Genomic DNA, 17,608 nt, shown 5'->3' on the forward strand with positions numbered 1-17,608 from the left:
GCGAAATCTTTAGCAACACCGCCGTATACTTTTGCAAGTACGTTAGTGATTGCTGCAGTTAGTGTAGTTTTACCGTGGTCAACGTGGCCGATTGTACCAACGTTTACATGCGGTTTTACGCGTTCAAACTTTTCTTTTGCCATCTTAAAAAATTCCTAATAAAGAAATTAAAGCCTGACTCACTATTGAGCCAGACAAGCTAAAATTATATAACAGCGCGAGCTGAAATTATTGTATCTGCAACATTTTTCGAGGCTTCAGCGTACTTCACAAACTCCATAGAGTATGAGGCACGGCCTTGTGTTGCAGATCGTAAAGCAGTCGCATAACCAAACATTTCAGAAAGAGGAACTTGCGCATTAATTTGCTTAAGTCCACCTAATGCATCTTCCATGCCTTCGATTATGCCGCGGCGACGGTTTAAGTCGCCAACTACATCACCCATATTTGAATCAGGAGTGAGTACTTCAACCTTCATTACTGGCTCTAAAAGTACAGGGTTAGCTTTAAGCGCCCCATCTCTCATTGCCAGTGAACCTGCTATTTTAAATGCCATTTCATTCGAATCTACATCATGGAATGAACCATCATATAAAGTCGCTCTAACGCCAAGTAATGGGTAGCCTGCCAGTACACCTTGAGACATTTGCTCTTGGATACCTTTGTCTACCGCAGGGACGAATTCTTTAGGAACAGAACCACCTACGGTTTCGTTAACGAACTCGTAAATTGGTGACTCATCATCCGTAATATCCATCGGTTCAAGTTTAATCCAAACGTGACCATATTGACCACGACCACCTGACTGACGTATAAACTTCCCTTCAACTTTAACAGTTGAACGAATAGCTTCTCGGTATGAGACCTGCGGCTTACCAACGTTACATTCAACACTGAATTCACGTTTCATACGGTCGACGATGATATCAAGGTGAAGTTCACCCATGCCAGAGATTATAATCTGGCCTGATTCTTCGTCAGTTTGTACGCGAAAAGAAGGATCTTCAGCAGCTAGTTTACCTAGCGCAATACCCATCTTATCTTGGTCAGCTATAGTGCGAGGCTCAACCGCAATAGAGATTACTGGTTCAGGGAATTCCATACGCTCAAGCGTAATAATAGAACTCGGATCACACAGTGTTTCACCTGTTGTTACGTCTTTAAGACCAATAGCTGCCGCGATGTCGCCTGCGAAAACTTCTTTGATCTCTTCACGAGAGTTTGAATGCATCTGTACGATACGGCCAAGTCGCTCACGCTTACTTTTTACTGGATTATATACCGTGTCACCCTGTTTAACAGTACCAGAGTAAACACGGAAAAAGGTCAAGGTGCCAACAAACGGGTCTGTTGCAATCTTAAATGCGAGTGCAGCAAACGGCGCTTTATCATTAGCAGGACGTTCTTCCTCAGTACCATTTTCTAAGATACCTTGGATTTGTTTCACTTGCTCTGGTGAGGGCATATATTCAACAACGCAATCAAGCACAGCTTGAACACCTTTGTTTTTAAATGCACTACCACAAGTAACTGGAACAATCTCATTCGCTAATGTTCGTTGACGCAAAGCATTTTTGATTTCTGCTTCGCTTAACTCTTCACCTTCTAAGTATTTATCCATTAGTTCATCTGTTGCTTCAGCAGCGCTTTCAACTAAATGAGAGCGCCATTCTTCAGCTAATTCCAGAAGATCTGCCGGTATTGCCTCATATGAAAAAGTCATACCCTGGTCCGCTTCGTTCCAGTTAATCATTTTCATTTTTATGAGGTCAATAACACCTTTAAAGTCGTCCTCAGCGCCTACAGGCAACTGAATTGGAACAGGCGTTGCTCCAAGACGAGATTTCACCTGGCTAACCACAGCTAAGAAGTCAGCGCCCGTGCGATCCATTTTATTTACGAAGATCATTCTCGGAACTTCGTATTTGTTCGCTTGACGCCAAACTGTCTCAGTTTGCGGCTGTACACCAGATGAAGCACAAAGAACAACTACCGCACCATCAAGTACGCGTAAAGAACGCTCTACTTCGATAGTGAAATCTACGTGTCCTGGAGTATCAATAATATTGATACGATGGGCGTCAAATTGAGCGTCCATCCCTTTCCAAAAACACGTTGTTGCAGCAGAAGTGATTGTGATACCACGCTCTTGTTCCTGCTCCATCCAATCCATAGTTGCAGCGCCATCATGTACTTCACCGATCTTATGAGAAAGACCCGTGTAGAACAGAACTCGTTCTGTTGTGGTGGTTTTGCCTGCATCTACGTGAGCTACAATACCTATATTACGATAGCGCTCAAGTGGAGTTGTACGTGCCATATGATCCTCTTAAAGGTTAAAGACAGATTACCAACGGTAATGAGCGAATGCTTTATTCGCTTCAGCCATACGGTGAACGTCTTCACGTTTCTTAACCGCAGTGCCTTTGTTGTCAGCAGCGTCAACGATTTCTTGAGCTAAACGTAAGCCCATAGATTTTTCGCCACGCTTACGTGCAGCGTCTACTAACCAACGCATACCTAATGCGTTACGACGAACTGGACGTACTTCAACTGGTACTTGATAAGTTGAACCACCAACACGGCGAGATTTAACTTCTACCTGTGGGCGGATGTTATCAAGTGCAGTTTCAAAGATTTCTAGGTGCGACTTGCCTGATTTCTCAGCAGCCACGTCTAGCGCACCATAAACAATTTTTTCAGCAGTAGATTTCTTGCCGTCTAACATCACGATGTTAACGAATTTAGCAAGAAGTTCCGATCCGAACTTAGGATCTGGAAGAATTTTACGTTGACCGATTACGCGTCTTCTAGGCATTTTGTATCTCCGGTTTATTCAGGTTTGCTCTTTCGAGTCAATCACCCAAAACAATAATTATAAATATTTAGTGCTTGGCCTTACTAACGGAAAACATTAGCCTTTAGGGCGTTTAGTACCGTATTTAGAACGAGCTTGACGACGGTCGCTAACGCCTGCACAGTCAAGTGCACCACGAACAGTGTGAAAACGCACACCTGGTAAATCTTTAACACGACCACCACGGATTAGGATTACACTATGCTCTTGAAGGTTATGACCTTCACCACCAATGTATGAAGTTACTTCGAAACCGTTAGTTAAACGTACACGAGCTACTTTACGTAACGCCGAGTTAGGTTTCTTAGGTGTAGTTGTATATACGCGAGTACATACACCGCGCTTTTGCGGACACGCTTTTAGTGCAGCTGAGTTACTTTTCGTAACCTTGCTACGGCGTGGCTTACGCACTAGCTGGTTAATAGTTGCCATTTAAATAGCTCCTGAAATTAAAATTACTACTGAAAAAAATAAAAAATCCGCCCTTTATTTACGAGTCTGCATTAAGCACACAAGTAAATGGGTGGCGGAATTTTAATGAGCAAAGTTTAACCTGTCAACCTAAACTAATAGTAAGACAGAAGATATCTGCCTTACTATCACTTAATCTATTGATTAAGAACAGTTTATTGATTTCCAGACAAATCAGCATTTAGAGCGTCAGTTAGTGCTTGAGTTGCCTCTTCTGCACTTACAGTTTGCTCTTCTACTACTACTTTGCTTTGTTTACGGCGAGCCATACGTTCTTGATGATACGCAAAACCGGTACCGGCTGGGATCAAACGACCCACAATTACGTTTTCTTTAAGACCGCGAAGTTCATCGCTCTTACCATTCACTGCCGCATCTGTAAGAACACGTGTTGTCTCTTGGAAAGACGCTGCAGAGATGAAAGATTCTGTTGCTAGTGATGCTTTTGTGATACCCATTAACTGGATTTCAAACTTAGCTGGTATCTTACCTTGTTTTTCAAGGTCACGGTTTGCGATATTAACGCGCGCCACTTCGATTTGTTCACCGGCTAAGAAGTCAGTATCACCGCCGTGCATAATGGTACATTTACGTAACATTTGACGGATAATTGTTTCAATGTGCTTGTCATTGATCTTAACGCCTTGCAAACGGTAAACCTCTTGCACTTCGTTAACGATGTAGTTAGCAACATGAGTCACACCACGTAGGCGTAAGATGTCATGCGGTGATTCAGGACCATCGGCGATAACTTCACCTTTAGACACTTGCTCACCTTCAAACACGTTAAGTTGACGCCACTTGTGGATCATCTCTTCGTAATGATCACCTTCTGGTGGAGTAATAACTAAACGCTTCTTACCTTTAGTCTCTTTACCGAAGCTAATTGTACCTGTGATTTCAGCTAAGATAGCTGGATCTTTTGGCTTACGAGCTTCAAATAAGTCGGCTACGCGTGGTAGACCACCCGTGATATCACGAGTTTTCGAACCTTCTTGTGGTATACGTGCAAGCACGTCACCAGGGTTTGCTGTAACGCCGTCAATCACTTCAATTGTAGTATATGAAGGTAGACGTGTTTCTTGCAGACCGCGCTCTTCACTTTCGATGATAAGCTTTGGTTCTTTCGTATTTACTTTAGCAAGGTCTTTTACAACTACACGGGTTAAACCGGTTAGTTCATCAGTCTGTGCTTCTGTATTTGAATCATCGATATCGCTAAACGATACTTTTGATTTATGCTCAAGAACGATTGGGTGACTATGCGGGTCCCAAGTAGCAACGATGTCGTTACCTTGAACTTCCGTATTGTCTTTAACTGTTAATACTGCACCGTAAGGCACTTTATAACGCTCTTTCTCACGACCATAACTATCAATGATAGTAATTTCCGTTGAACGAGAGGTAATAACAATCTTATCGTCTGTGTTAAGTACATACTTAGAGTTATGAAGTTTTAATGTACCGTTAGTTTTAACTTGTACATTATTTTCTGCAGACGCTCTAGATGCCGCACCACCGATGTGGAAAGTACGCATTGTTAACTGTGTACCTGGCTCACCGATTGACTGTGCTGCTATAACACCAACTGATTCACCCGCGTTGATGATATGACCACGTGCTAGGTCACGACCATAACAGTTAGCACAAACACCAAAGTCATTATCACAAGTGATAACAGAACGTACGCGAACTTCATCTACTGAATGCTCTTCTAAAAGGTCACACAGCTTTTCGTCAAGCATGATATTACGTTCAACAAGTACTGTATTAGTACCTGGAATCACAATATCTTCAGCAACAACACGACCTAGAACACGTTCACGAAGTGCTTCTACAACATCACCACCTTCAATAAGCGGTTTCATTGTTAAGCCATCTTCTGTGCCACAGTCATCTTCATTGATTACCAAATCTTGTGCAACGTCTACTAGACGACGCGTTAGGTAACCCGAGTTAGCTGTTTTAAGTGCTGTATCGGCAAGACCTTTACGCGCACCATGCGTTGAGATGAAGTACTGAAGTACGTTTAGACCTTCACGGAAGTTAGCTGTGATTGGCGTCTCGATGATTGAACCATCTGGACGTGCCATTAGACCACGCATACCCGCCAACTGACGAATCTGTGCAGCACTACCACGAGCACCTGAGTCGGCCATCATAAACACTGAGTTAAATGACGGTTGCTCTACTTCTTCACCTTGTGCATTGATAACTGTGTCTTTCGACAAGTTAGACATCATTTCACGTGATAAGTTTTCGTTTACGCGTGACCAGATATCGATAACTTTGTTGTACTTTTCACCAGCCGTTACAAGACCTGATTGGAATTGTTGGTTGATTTCAGTAACTTCAGCTTCAGCTGATTCAATTATCTGTGCTTTAACCGGTGGGATAACTAAGTCATCAATACCGATAGAAACACCTGACTTCATTGCATAATGGAAACCGGTGTACATAACTTGGTCAGCAAAGATAACTGTATCTTTAAGACCTAGACGACGGTAACACTCATTCAATAAGCCAGAAATCTGCTTTTTACCTAGCGGCTGGTTGATTGACGCAAACGGCATGCCTTTAGGTAAAATTAGAGACAGAATCGCACGACCAACAGTTGTATCGATAACAGTAATAGTATCTTCTACTACGCCGTCTTCGTTTTTAACTGATTGGCTAATACGTACTTTCACGATTGCGTGAAGGTCTGCATTACCACTACGGTATGCTTTTTCTGCTTCTTTTGGATCTTTAAATATCGCGCCTTCGCCTTTAGCGTTAATGCGGTCACGAGTCATGTAATAAAGACCCAATACAACATCCTGTGAAGGAACGATGATTGGCTCACCATTCGCAGGAGATAGAATGTTGTTTGTTGACATCATCAATGCACGAGCTTCAAGCTGCGCTTCGATTGTTAACGGTACGTGTACCGCCATTTGGTCACCATCGAAATCGGCGTTGTACGCCGCACATACTAATGGATGCAAATGAATCGCTTTACCTTCGATAAGCACAGGCTCAAACGCTTGGATACCCAAACGGTGAAGTGTTGGTGCACGGTTAAGTAATACTGGATGTTCACGAATTACTTCGTCAAGTACATCCCATACTTCCGGAACTTCACGTTCAACCATCTTCTTAGCAGCTTTGATTGTCGTAGCCATGCCGCGACGTTCTAGTTTGCCATAGATGAATGGTTTGAATAGCTCTAGCGCCATCTTCTTAGGAAGACCACATTGGTGAAGCTTAAGTGTAGGACCAACTGTGATTACAGAACGGCCTGAATAATCTACACGCTTACCAAGTAAGTTCTGACGGAAACGACCTTGCTTACCCTTGATCATATCAGCAAGAGATTTAAGAGGACGTTTATTAGAACCTGTAATTGCACGACCACGACGACCGTTATCAAGTAGCGCATCTACCGCTTCTTGTAACATACGTTTTTCGTTGCGTACAATAATGTCTGGTGCTGCTAAATCTAGTAGACGCTTAAGACGGTTATTACGGTTAATAACACGACGGTAAAGGTCATTTAGATCAGACGTCGCAAAACGACCACCGTCTAGAGGTACTAATGGGCGTAGATCAGGTGGCAATACTGGAAGTACTGTCATGATCATCCACTCAGGGTTATTACCTGATTGGTGGAACGATTCCATTAACTTAAGACGTTTAGTGATTTTTTTACGCTTAGTTTCAGAGTTAATTGTTGGTAACTCTTCACGCATTTCAGCAATTAATTGAGCAAGATCGAGTTCACGAAGCAAGTCTAAAACTGCTTCAGCACCCATCTTAGCTTCAAACTCATCACCATGCTCTTCTAGTGCATCTAGGTATTCTTCTTCACCAAGTAATTGACCACGCTCAAGCGTTGTCATACCCGGCTCAGTTACTACGAATGATTCGAAGTAAAGAACACGTTCAATATCACGAAGCGTCATATCTAGCATTAAGCCGATACGTGACGGTAATGATTTTAAAAACCATATGTGTGCAACTGGGCTCGCAAGGTCAATATGACCCATACGATCGCGTCGCACTTTAGTGAGTGTTACTTCAACGCCACACTTTTCACAGATCACACCACGGTGTTTAAGACGCTTATATTTACCACATAAGCATTCATAATCTTTCACTGGACCGAAAATACGGGCACAGAATAAGCCATCACGCTCAGGCTTGAAAGTACGGTAGTTAATAGTCTCAGGTTTCTTTACTTCACCGTATGACCATGAACGAACCATGTCTGGTGAAGCAAGACCAATGCGAATTGCATCGAATTCTTCGGTCTTATTTTGTTGCTTCAGAAACTTAAGTAAGTCTTTCACCTTAGCTCTCCTGTCGGAGTTAATCTTGAGGACGGGTATTCTCGTCCCTACATTCTATTCGGCCGTAACAGATGCTGCAGCGTTAACTGCAGCATCTAATTGGCTTAATTTTCTTCCAACTCGATGTTGATACCCAGTGAGCGGATTTCTTTCAACAATACGTTGAACGATTCTGGCATACCTGGTTCCATTTTATGGTTACCATCAACGATGTTTTTATACATCTTAGTACGACCGTTCACGTCATCCGATTTCACTGTTAGCATTTCTTGTAGAGTGTAAGCAGCACCGTAAGCTTCAAGTGCCCATACTTCCATCTCACCAAAACGCTGGCCACCGAACTGTGCTTTACCACCCAGCGGCTGCTGAGTAACAAGGCTGTAAGAACCAGTAGAACGTGCATGCATTTTATCATCAACTAAGTGATTCAATTTAAGCATGTACATGTAACCAACAGTTACTTGACGTTCAAACTGATCGCCAGTACGGCCATCATAAAGTGTAACCTGACCACTACGTGGGTAACCCGCAAGCTCAAGCATGTCTTTGATTTCGCTTTCTTTCGCGCCATCAAATGCAGGAGTAGCTATTGGTAAACCACCTTTTAAGTTTTCAGCCAAACGACGAATTTCGTCATCTGTGAAGCTAGCAATGTCTACAACTTGGCGAGATTCACCAATTTCGTATGCTTGCTTGATGAAGTCACGTAGCTCATGAAGCTCACGTTGCTCTTTCATCATTTCTTCAATGCGTTCACCGATACCACGTGCAGCTAGACCCATATGTGTTTCAAGGATCTGACCGATGTTCATACGCGATGGTACACCTAGTGGATTCAATACGATATCTACCGTACGACCTTTGTCATCGTAAGGCATATCTTCTACTGGTACGATAGTCGAGATAACACCTTTGTTACCATGACGACCCGCCATTTTGTCACCCGGTTGGATACGACGTCTAACAGCTAGGTATACTTTAACAATCTTAAGTACGCCTGGTGCTAAGTCATCACCTTGGGTAATTTTACGACGTTTGTTTTCAAACTTTTTATCGTATTCAGCTTTAAGCTCATCGTACTGTGCAGCTAATTGCTCAAGTTCAGCTTGCTTATCTTCTTCAGCAAGGCTTTGAGTAAGTAGTTTCTCAGCATTCAGCGATGTTAATTTGTCTTCTTCGAAGCCTGCATCAACAAGTAACTTGCGAGCACGTCCTAAAACGCCAGCTTCTAAAATACGGAACTCTTCATTGAAGTCTTTCTTCGCTTCGCGAAGCTGCATGTCTTCAACTTCTAACGCACGTTTGTCTTTTTCAACACCATCACGGGTGAAAACTTGTACGTCAATTACAGTACCAGTTACAGAGTTTGGTACACGTAAAGAGCTGTCTTTAACATCAGACGCTTTTTCGCCGAAGATAGCTCGCAGAAGCTTCTCTTCAGGTGTTAACTGTGTTTCGCCTTTAGGAGTTACTTTACCTACTAGAATATCGCCGCTCTTAACTTCAGCACCAATATAAACAACACCTGATTCATCAAGCTTGCCTAGCGCAGACTCACCCACATTCGGGATATCTGCAGTAATCTCTTCTGGACCTAATTTAGTATCACGGGCAACACACTGTAGCTCTTGAATATGGATAGTCGTTAGACGATCTTCTTCAACTACGCGCTCTGATAGCAAGATTGAATCTTCGAAGTTGTAACCGTTCCATGGCATGAATGCCACGCGCAGGTTTTGACCAAGGGCTAAATCACCTAAGTCAGTCGAAGGACCATCTGCTAACACGTCACCACGAGTAACCGGTTCGCCAACCATACAAGTTGGTTTTTGGTTAATACATGTATTTTGGTTAGAACGTGTGTATTTGGTTAAGTTGTAAATGTCGATGCCCGCTTCACCAGGAATGCGTTCTTCTTCATGTACATTAACAACGATGCGACTTGCGTCAGCATACATTACTTCACCACCACGTTTAGCAACGATAGTTACACCAGAATCTTTCGCTAGTGTTAACTCAATACCAGTACCTACTAACGGTTTGTCCGCTTTCAATGTTGGTACTGCTTGACGTTGCATGTTTGAACCCATCAATGCACGGTTAGCATCATCGTGTTCTAGGAACGGGATAAGTGCTGCCGCTACAGAGATCACCTGTTGTGGTGATACATCCATATATTGCTGATCCATACGACCCATAAAGGTAGATTCACCTTTGTGACGACATGGAATAAGTTCATCAACAAACTCATTGGTTTCAGTTAAGTTTGAATTCGCCTGTGCGATAACAAACTGACCTTCTTCAATGGCTGATAAATAATCAACTTCATCAGTTACAACACCGTCTACCACTTTGCGGTAAGGCGTTTCTAAGAAACCGTAGTCATTTGTACGTGCGTACGTAGACAACGAGTTAATTAGACCGATGTTTGGACCCTCAGGAGTCTCGATTGGACATACGCGACCATAGTGAGTTACGTGAACGTCACGTACTTCAAAGCCTGCGCGTTCACGAGTTAGACCGCCCGGACCTAATGCAGAGATACGACGTTTATGCGTAACTTCTGATAGCGGGTTATTTTGGTCCATAAACTGTGATAACTGAGACGAGCCGAAGAACTCTTTAACAGCTGCCGATATAGGCTTAGCGTTAATAAGATCTTGTGGCATTATTGCGTCAAGGTCACCTAAGCTTAAACGCTCACGTACAGCACGTTCTACACGTACTAGACCAACACGGAATTGGTTCTCAGCCATTTCGCCAACACTACGTATACGACGGTTGCCTAAGTGATCGATATCATCAACATCGCCTTGACCGTTACGAATAGCAATTAATACTTTCATAACAGACACGATGTCTTCTTTGCTTAATGTGCCTGGGCCTGTGTCTGTATCGTAACCAACACGGCTATTGAACTTCATACGACCTACAGTAGATAAGTCATAACGTTCTTCAGAGAAGAACAGGTTCTGGAATAAGGCTTCAGCCGCGTCTTTCGTCGGTGGCTCGCCTGGGCGCATCATGCGGTAAATTTCTACTAGTGCTTCTAAACGGCTGCTTGAAGAGTCAATGTTCAATGTATTTGACATGTAAGCACCGCTGTCCACTTCATTGATATATAACGTATCAATTTTAGTGTGACCTGCTTTAACCAATTCAGCCATTAGCTCAAGAGTTAATTCGTCATTCGCGTTAGCAATAACTTCACCCGTTGACTCGTCAACGTAGTTTTTAGCTATAACACGGCCAATAACATACTCATGTGGCACTTCTAATCGGTTAATGCCTTTCTTCTCGATGCTCTTGATGTGGCGAGCCGTAACACGACGACCGCTTTCAACAAATACTTCACCGTCTTCGCTCTTGATATCAAAAGCGGCAGTTTCACCACGTAAACGTGAAGGCACAAGTTCCATAAGAACTTTACCGTCCGCTACTTCAAACGTAGTATTATCGAAGAAGATTTCTAGGATTTGTTCACTAGAGTACTCAAGTGCACGTAGGATGATAGACGCCGGTAATTTACGACGACGATCTATACGTACATATAAGTTATCTTTTGCATCAAATTCGAAGTCTAACCATGAACCACGGTAAGGAATAACGCGTGCGTTATATAATACTTTACCTGATGAATGAGTTTTACCGCGGTCGTTATCAAAGAATACACCAGGGCTACGGTGTAGCTGAGAAACGATAACACGCTCTGTACCATTGATTACAAAGGTACCGGTATCTGTCATGAGCGGAATTTCGCCCATGTAAACTTCTTGCTCTTTAATGTCTTTAACTGTGCCTGGAGCTTCTTTGTCCATAACGATAAGGCGAAGTTTCACGCGAAGTGGAGCAGAATAAGTCACACCGCGAATTTGACATTCTTTTACATCGAAAACTGGCTCGCCAATACGGTAACTTACGTATTGAAGCTCAGAATTTCCCGAGTAGCTTTTTATTGGGAACACAGAACGGAAGGCAGCTTCCAAACCATGATCGCCATCAGCGTCCGGCACTAAGAATTTTTTAAACGATTCTAACTGTGTAGACAGTAAAAAAGGTATATCTAAAACTTGTGGACGTTTACCAAAATCCTTACGGATACGTTTCTTTTCAGAATAAGAGTAAGCCATGGGGTTCCTCAGCTTGCTGATCTTTGACCCGACCTGTTCTTGTAAGAACAGACTTAACTGGCAGCTATGCCAAGATTTTACAACATTCAATTGTTGCTCTAATTTAGCTCTCACTTTAACACTAGCAAACTATAAAGCGTTGAAAGTAAAGAAAAAAATCAGATTTTATTTGCGCTAAAAGAGTGGATCACTCTATAGCGCAAAAAGGCCGGTGATTAAATAATCACCAGCCCTTGCCTGATTTCTCAGGCAGCGAACTTAGCAAAAGCTAAATTACTTAACCTCAACTTCAGCACCAGCTTCAGTAAGATCTTTTGCAAGTGCTTCAGCTTCTTCTTTAGATACACCTTCTTTAACAGGTGTAGGAGCAGCTTCAACAAGAGCTTTCGCTTCTTTAAGGCCAAGGCCAGTTGCGCTACGAACAGCTTTGATTGCAGAAACCTTGTTAGCGCCAGCGCCAGTAAGGATTACGTCAAATTCTGTTTTCTCTTCAGCAGCTTCAGCAGCTGGACCAGCTACCATTGCAGCTGCAGCTGTTACGCCGAATTTTTCTTCCATTGCTTCAATAAGAGCAACAACGTCCATTACTGACATTTCAGCAATTGCGTCAAGGATTTGGTCTTTAGATACAGACATTACAAATTTCCTAATAATTAACGGACTTTAAGTCCAAATAAATTTTACACCGAAAGTGATTAAACAGCTTAAAATTAAGCAGCTTGCTCTTCTTTCTGTAGACGTACTGCTTCAATTGTTTTACACAATTTGCCAGCAGACGCTTCTTTCATAGCACTCATTAAGCGTGCAACAGCTTCATCGTATGTAGGTAATGTAGCAAGCATTGCTGCATCAACAACATTTCCTTCAAAAGCGGCCGTTTTAAGCTCGAATTTCTCATTCTTTTTCGCGAAATCTGAAAAGATACGCGCAGCAGCACCTGGATGCTCTGATGAGAAAGCGATTAAGCTTGGACCAACAAATGAATCAGAAAGACACTCAAAATCTGTTCCTTCAAGAGCACGTTTTGCTAGAGTGTTACGGACAACTTTCATCCAAACACCATTTGCACGAGCTTCTTTACGAAGGGCAGTAATTGCGCCAACTGTTACACCACGAGAATCTGCAACAACTGCAGATAGAGCACCATTGGCTGCTTCGTTGACTTCAGCAACTATTGCTTTTTTGCCTTGAAGATTTAAAGCCATGGGTGTTACTCCTGGTTTAATGGGGGTACCGATTATCGGTTTCCCCGGTTCTACTCTTCCCTACCAAACAAGGTAGAGATGCTTTTTACGGCGAGAGCCAGAAGGATTAGGAAAAATCTATCTGGGGTCTACACCGTCTACGTAGGTGAATATTAAGGCCGAAGCCACCTACGGTCTTGGACGGAAGCCTAATTTATCGTTTTACCCTAAGGTGCAACGAAATTATAGACTTCAACCCGAATTCTTTACTTTGCCAATTAATAAATTAATCAACAAAATGGCGCGAAATTATAGTACAAATTTCACGCCATGTAAACACTAAATTAAGCTACAGTTGTGCTTAAAGTGCCTTGGTCAACAGAAACACCTGCGCCCATTGTTGTAGAGATAGTTACTTTCTTCAAGTAAATACCTTTAGCTTGAGAAGGCTTAGCCTTCTTAAGTGCAACAATTAGTGACTCAAGATTTTGTTGAAGCTGCTCAGCTGTGAAATCAACCTTACCAATAGTAGTATGGATGATGCCATTCTTGTCATTACGGTAACGTACTTGACCAGCTTTAGCATTTTTAACTGCTTCTGCAACGTTAGGCGTTACAGTACCAGTTTTAGGGTTTGGCATTAGACCACGTGGACCTAAGATTTGACCTAGTTGACCAACAACACGCATAGCGTCTGGTGATGCAACAACAACGTCAAAATTCATCTCGCCTTTTTTAACTAGCTCAGCAAGATCTTCCATGCCTACTAATTCAGCACCGGCTTCTTTTGCAGCTTCTGCATTAGCGCCTTGAGTGAATACAGCAACACGAACGTCACGACCAGTACCGTTAGGTAGTACAGTAGCACCACGAACGTTTTGATCAGATTTACGAGCATCGATACCAAGGTTAACAGCAACGTCAACACTTTCTACGAATTTAGCTGTCGCTAACTCTTTTAAAAGAGTAATTGCTTCATTGATCTCGTAATCTTTTGTTACTTCCACTTTTTCGCGGATAGTACGCATACGTTTAGTTAATTTAGCCATTTCTTAGTCCTCTACGTTCAAGCCCATCGCACGCGCAGAACCTGCGATAGTGCGAACCGCTGCGTCCATATCGGCAGCTGTAAGGTCAGTTCGTTTTGTCTCAACAATTTCTTCAAGTTGAGCACGAGTTACTGTGCCTACTTTATCAGTGTTAGGACGGCCTGAGCCTGACTTGATACCAGCAGCTTTCTTAAGTAAGTAAGCAGCAGGTGGCGTTTTCATGTCGAACGTAAAAGAACGGTCGCCGTAAACAGAGATCACTACAGGAACTGGAGCGCCTTTTTCAATTGATTCTGTACGTGCGTTAAACGCTTTACAGAATTCCATGATGTTTACACCGTGTTGTCCTAGTGCTGGACCAACTGGAGGGCTAGGATTAGCCATACCAGCGGCAACTTGTAGCTTGATTAGAGCTTCAACTTTTTTAGCCATTATAAATACCTCATTAGGTGGGTCTTAGCCTTGTGCGCGCGAGGACGCGTACTCTAGCGGCTTCCCAGTTTAAAAATTGGTTTCGTACTTTTTGTAAAGTAAAAATAAATTTACCTTAATACAAAAAGGCCGTTGATTATAAGATAATCAACGGCCTTTTTCAAGCTTCATGCCAATATTTACTAAAATATTAGCGAAGCTTTTTTAATCAATTACTTATCTTGCTCAACTTGACCAAATTCAAGTTCAACTGGTGTAGAACGACCAAAAATAAGTACAGACACTTTTACGCGGCTCTTTTCGTAGTCAACTTCTTCAACTACACCACTAAAGTCTGCAAATGGTCCATCTGTAACACGTACAACTTCACCTGGTTCAAACAATGTAGCAGGTTTAGGTGCTTCAGCATTTTCTTGTAGACGGTTAAGAATACGTTCTGCTTCTTTAGGGCTAATTGGAGCAGGACGATCAGACGTACCACCAATAAAGCCCATTACGCGTTCAGTGCTGTTCACTAAGTGCCAGCTCTTATCGTTCATATCCATTTGTACTAATACATAACCTGGGAAGAATTTACGCTCAGATTTACGCTTTTGACCAGCGCGCATCTCAACAACTTCTTCAGTTGGTACTAGTATCTCACCAAAGCTCGCTTCAAGACCTTCGATTTTGATATGTTCGACTAATGTTTGTGCTACACGCTTTTCGTAACCAGAAAAAGCTTGTACTACATACCAGCGTAATTTAATTTCGTTATTCTCATCCGACATGGGATCAGATCTCCAATCCAGTTAAAAAGCCAACAGCGCGGAATAAAATGCCATCTAATCCCCAAAGGATAAGTGCCATAATCACCGTTGCAACCATTACAATTAATGTCGTGTGGGTAGTTTCTTGACGCGTTGGCCAAATAACTTTGCGTACTTCAATTCGAGCTTCTTTAGCAAAAGCAAGAAAGTTACGTCCCTTAAAGGTTTGCGAGGCAATTGCTAATCCAGCCGCTATTGCAACAACAACGCCGATAGCACGTAGCAATACAGACTGATCTGCATACATATGATTACCAACAACTGCGCCTGCAAGTAGCGCGATTGCTACTAACCACTTTACTGACTCCATCGCACTTGATGGTGTTTCTACATTCGTGCTCATAATATTATTACCTTAACTACAGACACAACAACCCTACACTACGGCAGGGTTAATCCATTAAAATCTAAACTTAAAAACAGACTTAATTTAAACCGGTTTTTAATCTCAGACTACTCAAATTCTAAGTAAAACTGGCAGGGGCGGAGAGACTCGAACTCCCAACCATCGGTTTTGGAGACCGCTGTTCTACCAATTGGAACTACGCCCCTGCAAAGTGGATGCCTATTATACTTACGCAAGCCATTAACACAAGCCTAAAAGGTACCCGTAATGCAAAATCTCTGTAAACAATTAAGAGCTTGATATTAAAAAGCCTTAATTGGCCCCTTTAACAATTGGCACGCCGTTGTTTCCAACCGGAATATACACTGTTGTATGATTAGGTGACGATGCCATTATTATTTGTGCATTAATCGCTTCATGTTGAATATAATTAGCCGTTAGCGTCGCATTAATTATTTTTTGAGCTTGAGCAATACCTTTAGCTTCTTCTACCCTAATTTCAGCGTCTTTTCGGGCTATTTCTTTTTGTGTTTCTTTTTCTGCCAATAACTGCTGAGCGGCTAGTTTTTTCTCAACTGCATTAGCAACAATATCGGGGTAATTAATATTACCAACGACAACATTTGCTAGCTTAAATGGAGTGGTCGATAAATAACCTTGCAGGCGCAGAGTCACTTCTTTTGCTATTTTCTCGCGATTTGTTTTAAGCTCGCCACTATCGTATTTTTGTACTGTATCACGCACATATGTTCTAAATGTTTCACGTACAAAACGCTTATACCAATTTTCGGCGCCATATTCTTCCACAACAGTTCTAACCGACCCACTTTCAATCGCAATTACTGCATGAAAATCAAATTTAATATTTAAATCATCATTAGCAAGTATTCTAAATGTCTCGGTGTATGTATTAGGTCGCATATCTATGTTCACTACTTCATTACGCAATAGCGACATACCATAATTAGATGGACCTTTCATTGTTCCTTGATAACCGCCCTCACCAAATACGCGCGGCTTTTCGAATACGTAACCTTCTTCTCCCGCAGGGGTACTTGGGTTAGTGCATGCCGTTAAGCTAAAGCCAACCACAGCAATTACTAAAACACCTTTAAATAAATTATTAAACAGTGTTTGTGTTCCTGAATTTCTCATTCTCATTATTCGTTCTCTATTTGCTCTTTAGTGTTTTATATACGTCACTTAATAAGCTTGATGCACCAAATCTAAAGGTATCAGCGTGTAAGTAATCATCGCCCATTATTGAACGCGTAAGTGCTAGATAGTCTGTTGCATCAGCAACTGTTTTAACACCACCCGCCGCTTTAAAACCAATTAACTTACCTGATTGTTTAATTGTATTTAGCATTATTTTTGTCGACTCAAGGGTCGCATTAATAGCAACTTTACCCGTACTCGTTTTAACAAAGTCAGCACCACCTTTAATTGCCAAGGCAGTTGCTTGCGCTATTAATGTCTGTGTTTTGAGCTCGCCACTTTCTATAATTACCTTAAGCCGTGCACGTGTACCACATGCCTTTTTACTCTCGCTAACGTATTCAAGCACCATGCGCTCATCGCCAGCAATTAATGCTTTATATGGAATTACTAAGTCTATTTCATCGGCACCACGCTCTATTGCTATAAGCGTTTCGTTAATTACATCACTTAAAGGAGCATCCCCTAACGGGAAATTAGTAACCGTGGCAACTTTTACATGGCTTAGTTCTCGTGCCGCTAATGCAATTTTAGCGTCATCAACAAAATCACTATAAACACATACAGCAGCAGGAGTGCCTAATACGGGATCAATGCTGTTAACTAAAGCCTCAATAGTTGCTTTGCTATCGTCGTCATTTAAACTGGTTAAATCCATTAACGTGACCGCTAAAACCGCATTTTTTTGTTGTTCAGACATTTAAACTCCATCATTTACTATGTGCAAAGTTACATAGCCCCATATTAACAAATTAAAATAAACTCGCTATAGCTCATAACC

General features: G+C 42.2%; 14 protein-coding genes and 1 tRNA gene. All 15 read right to left on the reverse strand.

All coding sequences use genetic code 11. The annotated features are described in order from the left end of the window. On the reverse strand, positions 1-143 hold a 143-nt coding region (locus tag GQR56_RS04820; protein WP_240914468.1), incomplete at its 3' end, for a GTP-binding protein. 62 nt (positions 144-205) lie between these two features. Next, positions 206-2,320: an elongation factor G gene (gene fusA / locus GQR56_RS04825; RefSeq protein ID WP_166109339.1), complete on the reverse strand. Its 2,115-nt coding sequence runs from the start codon at positions 2,318-2,320 to the stop codon at positions 206-208. Between the two features lie 27 nt (positions 2,321-2,347). Next, complete coding sequence (gene rpsG, locus GQR56_RS04830) at positions 2,348-2,818, reverse strand: 30S ribosomal protein S7 (protein ID WP_010392135.1); 471 nt, start codon at positions 2,816-2,818, stop codon at positions 2,348-2,350. A gap of 96 nt (positions 2,819-2,914) precedes the next feature. Continuing rightward, positions 2,915-3,289, reverse strand: coding sequence for a 30S ribosomal protein S12 (gene rpsL, locus GQR56_RS04835; protein ID WP_008165517.1), 375 nt, complete (start codon positions 3,287-3,289; stop codon positions 2,915-2,917). A 194-nt stretch (positions 3,290-3,483) separates the two neighbouring features. Then, positions 3,484-7,659 (reverse strand): DNA-directed RNA polymerase subunit beta', encoded by a 4,176-nt coding sequence (gene rpoC / locus GQR56_RS04840; protein ID WP_166109340.1) that lies wholly within the window; start codon positions 7,657-7,659, stop codon positions 3,484-3,486. Positions 7,660-7,763: 104 nt separating this feature from the next. Further along, a complete protein-coding gene (rpoB, locus tag GQR56_RS04845; RefSeq protein ID WP_024610768.1) occupies positions 7,764-11,789 on the reverse strand; it encodes a DNA-directed RNA polymerase subunit beta in 4,026 nt (1,341 codons plus the stop codon). A 273-nt stretch (positions 11,790-12,062) separates the two neighbouring features. Beyond that, positions 12,063-12,425, reverse strand: a complete 363-nt coding sequence (gene rplL, locus GQR56_RS04850; protein WP_002958882.1) for a 50S ribosomal protein L7/L12 — start codon at positions 12,423-12,425, stop codon at positions 12,063-12,065. Between the two features lie 74 nt (positions 12,426-12,499). Beyond that, positions 12,500-12,994 (reverse strand): 50S ribosomal protein L10, encoded by a 495-nt coding sequence (gene rplJ, locus GQR56_RS04855; RefSeq protein ID WP_024610769.1) that lies wholly within the window; start codon positions 12,992-12,994, stop codon positions 12,500-12,502. 323 nt (positions 12,995-13,317) lie between these two features. Further along, positions 13,318-14,022 carry a 50S ribosomal protein L1 gene (gene rplA, locus GQR56_RS04860; protein ID WP_166109341.1) on the reverse strand — a complete coding sequence of 235 codons (705 nt, stop codon included), beginning with the start codon at positions 14,020-14,022 and terminating at the stop codon, positions 13,318-13,320. Between the two features lie 3 nt (positions 14,023-14,025). After that, entirely contained in the window at positions 14,026-14,454 is a 429-nt protein-coding gene (gene rplK / locus GQR56_RS04865) for a 50S ribosomal protein L11 (protein ID WP_002958879.1), read from the reverse strand. Between the two features lie 212 nt (positions 14,455-14,666). Further along, positions 14,667-15,224 (reverse strand): transcription termination/antitermination protein NusG, encoded by a 558-nt coding sequence (gene nusG / locus GQR56_RS04870; RefSeq protein WP_024610772.1) that lies wholly within the window; start codon positions 15,222-15,224, stop codon positions 14,667-14,669. A gap of 4 nt (positions 15,225-15,228) precedes the next feature. Then, positions 15,229-15,606 (reverse strand): preprotein translocase subunit SecE, encoded by a 378-nt coding sequence (gene secE, locus GQR56_RS04875; protein WP_002958877.1) that lies wholly within the window; start codon positions 15,604-15,606, stop codon positions 15,229-15,231. 132 nt (positions 15,607-15,738) lie between these two features. Further along, a tRNA-Trp gene (locus tag GQR56_RS04880) sits at positions 15,739-15,815 on the reverse strand. A gap of 106 nt (positions 15,816-15,921) precedes the next feature. Further along, positions 15,922-16,770, reverse strand: a complete 849-nt coding sequence (locus tag GQR56_RS04885) for an SPFH domain-containing protein (RefSeq protein WP_166109342.1) — start codon at positions 16,768-16,770, stop codon at positions 15,922-15,924. A gap of 10 nt (positions 16,771-16,780) precedes the next feature. Then, on the reverse strand, positions 16,781-17,527 hold the full coding sequence (gene deoC / locus GQR56_RS04890) for a deoxyribose-phosphate aldolase (protein WP_166109343.1): 747 nt from the start codon (positions 17,525-17,527) through the stop codon (positions 16,781-16,783). Positions 17,528-17,608 lie beyond the last annotated feature (81 nt).

The sequence above is a fragment of the Pseudoalteromonas sp. Z9A5 genome (assembly GCF_011378875.1).
Classification (GTDB): Bacteria; Pseudomonadota; Gammaproteobacteria; order Enterobacterales; family Alteromonadaceae; genus Pseudoalteromonas.

Bases quoted from the DNA above. Each gene is read 5' to 3' on its own strand.
- fusA (WP_166109339.1), bottom strand. From the start codon at position 2,320: ATGGCACGTACAACTCCACTTGAGCGCTATCGTAATATAGGTATTGTA.
- rpsG (WP_010392135.1), bottom strand. From the start codon at position 2,818: ATGCCTAGAAGACGCGTAATCGGTCAACGTAAAATTCTTCCAGATCCT.
- rpsL (WP_008165517.1), bottom strand. From the start codon at position 3,289: ATGGCAACTATTAACCAGCTAGTGCGTAAGCCACGCCGTAGCAAGGTT.
- rpoB (WP_024610768.1), bottom strand. From the start codon at position 11,789: ATGGCTTACTCTTATTCTGAAAAGAAACGTATCCGTAAGGATTTTGGT.
- rplL (WP_002958882.1), bottom strand. From the start codon at position 12,425: ATGTCTGTATCTAAAGACCAAATCCTTGACGCAATTGCTGAAATGTCA.
- rplJ (WP_024610769.1), bottom strand. From the start codon at position 12,994: ATGGCTTTAAATCTTCAAGGCAAAAAAGCAATAGTTGCTGAAGTCAAC.
- rplA (WP_166109341.1), bottom strand. From the start codon at position 14,022: ATGGCTAAATTAACTAAACGTATGCGTACTATCCGCGAAAAAGTGGAA.
- rplK (WP_002958879.1), bottom strand. From the start codon at position 14,454: ATGGCTAAAAAAGTTGAAGCTCTAATCAAGCTACAAGTTGCCGCTGGT.
- nusG (WP_024610772.1), bottom strand. From the start codon at position 15,224: ATGTCGGATGAGAATAACGAAATTAAATTACGCTGGTATGTAGTACAA.
- secE (WP_002958877.1), bottom strand. From the start codon at position 15,606: ATGAGCACGAATGTAGAAACACCATCAAGTGCGATGGAGTCAGTAAAG.
- GQR56_RS04885 (WP_166109342.1), bottom strand. From the start codon at position 16,770: ATGAGAATGAGAAATTCAGGAACACAAACACTGTTTAATAATTTATTT.
- deoC (WP_166109343.1), bottom strand. From the start codon at position 17,527: ATGTCTGAACAACAAAAAAATGCGGTTTTAGCGGTCACGTTAATGGAT.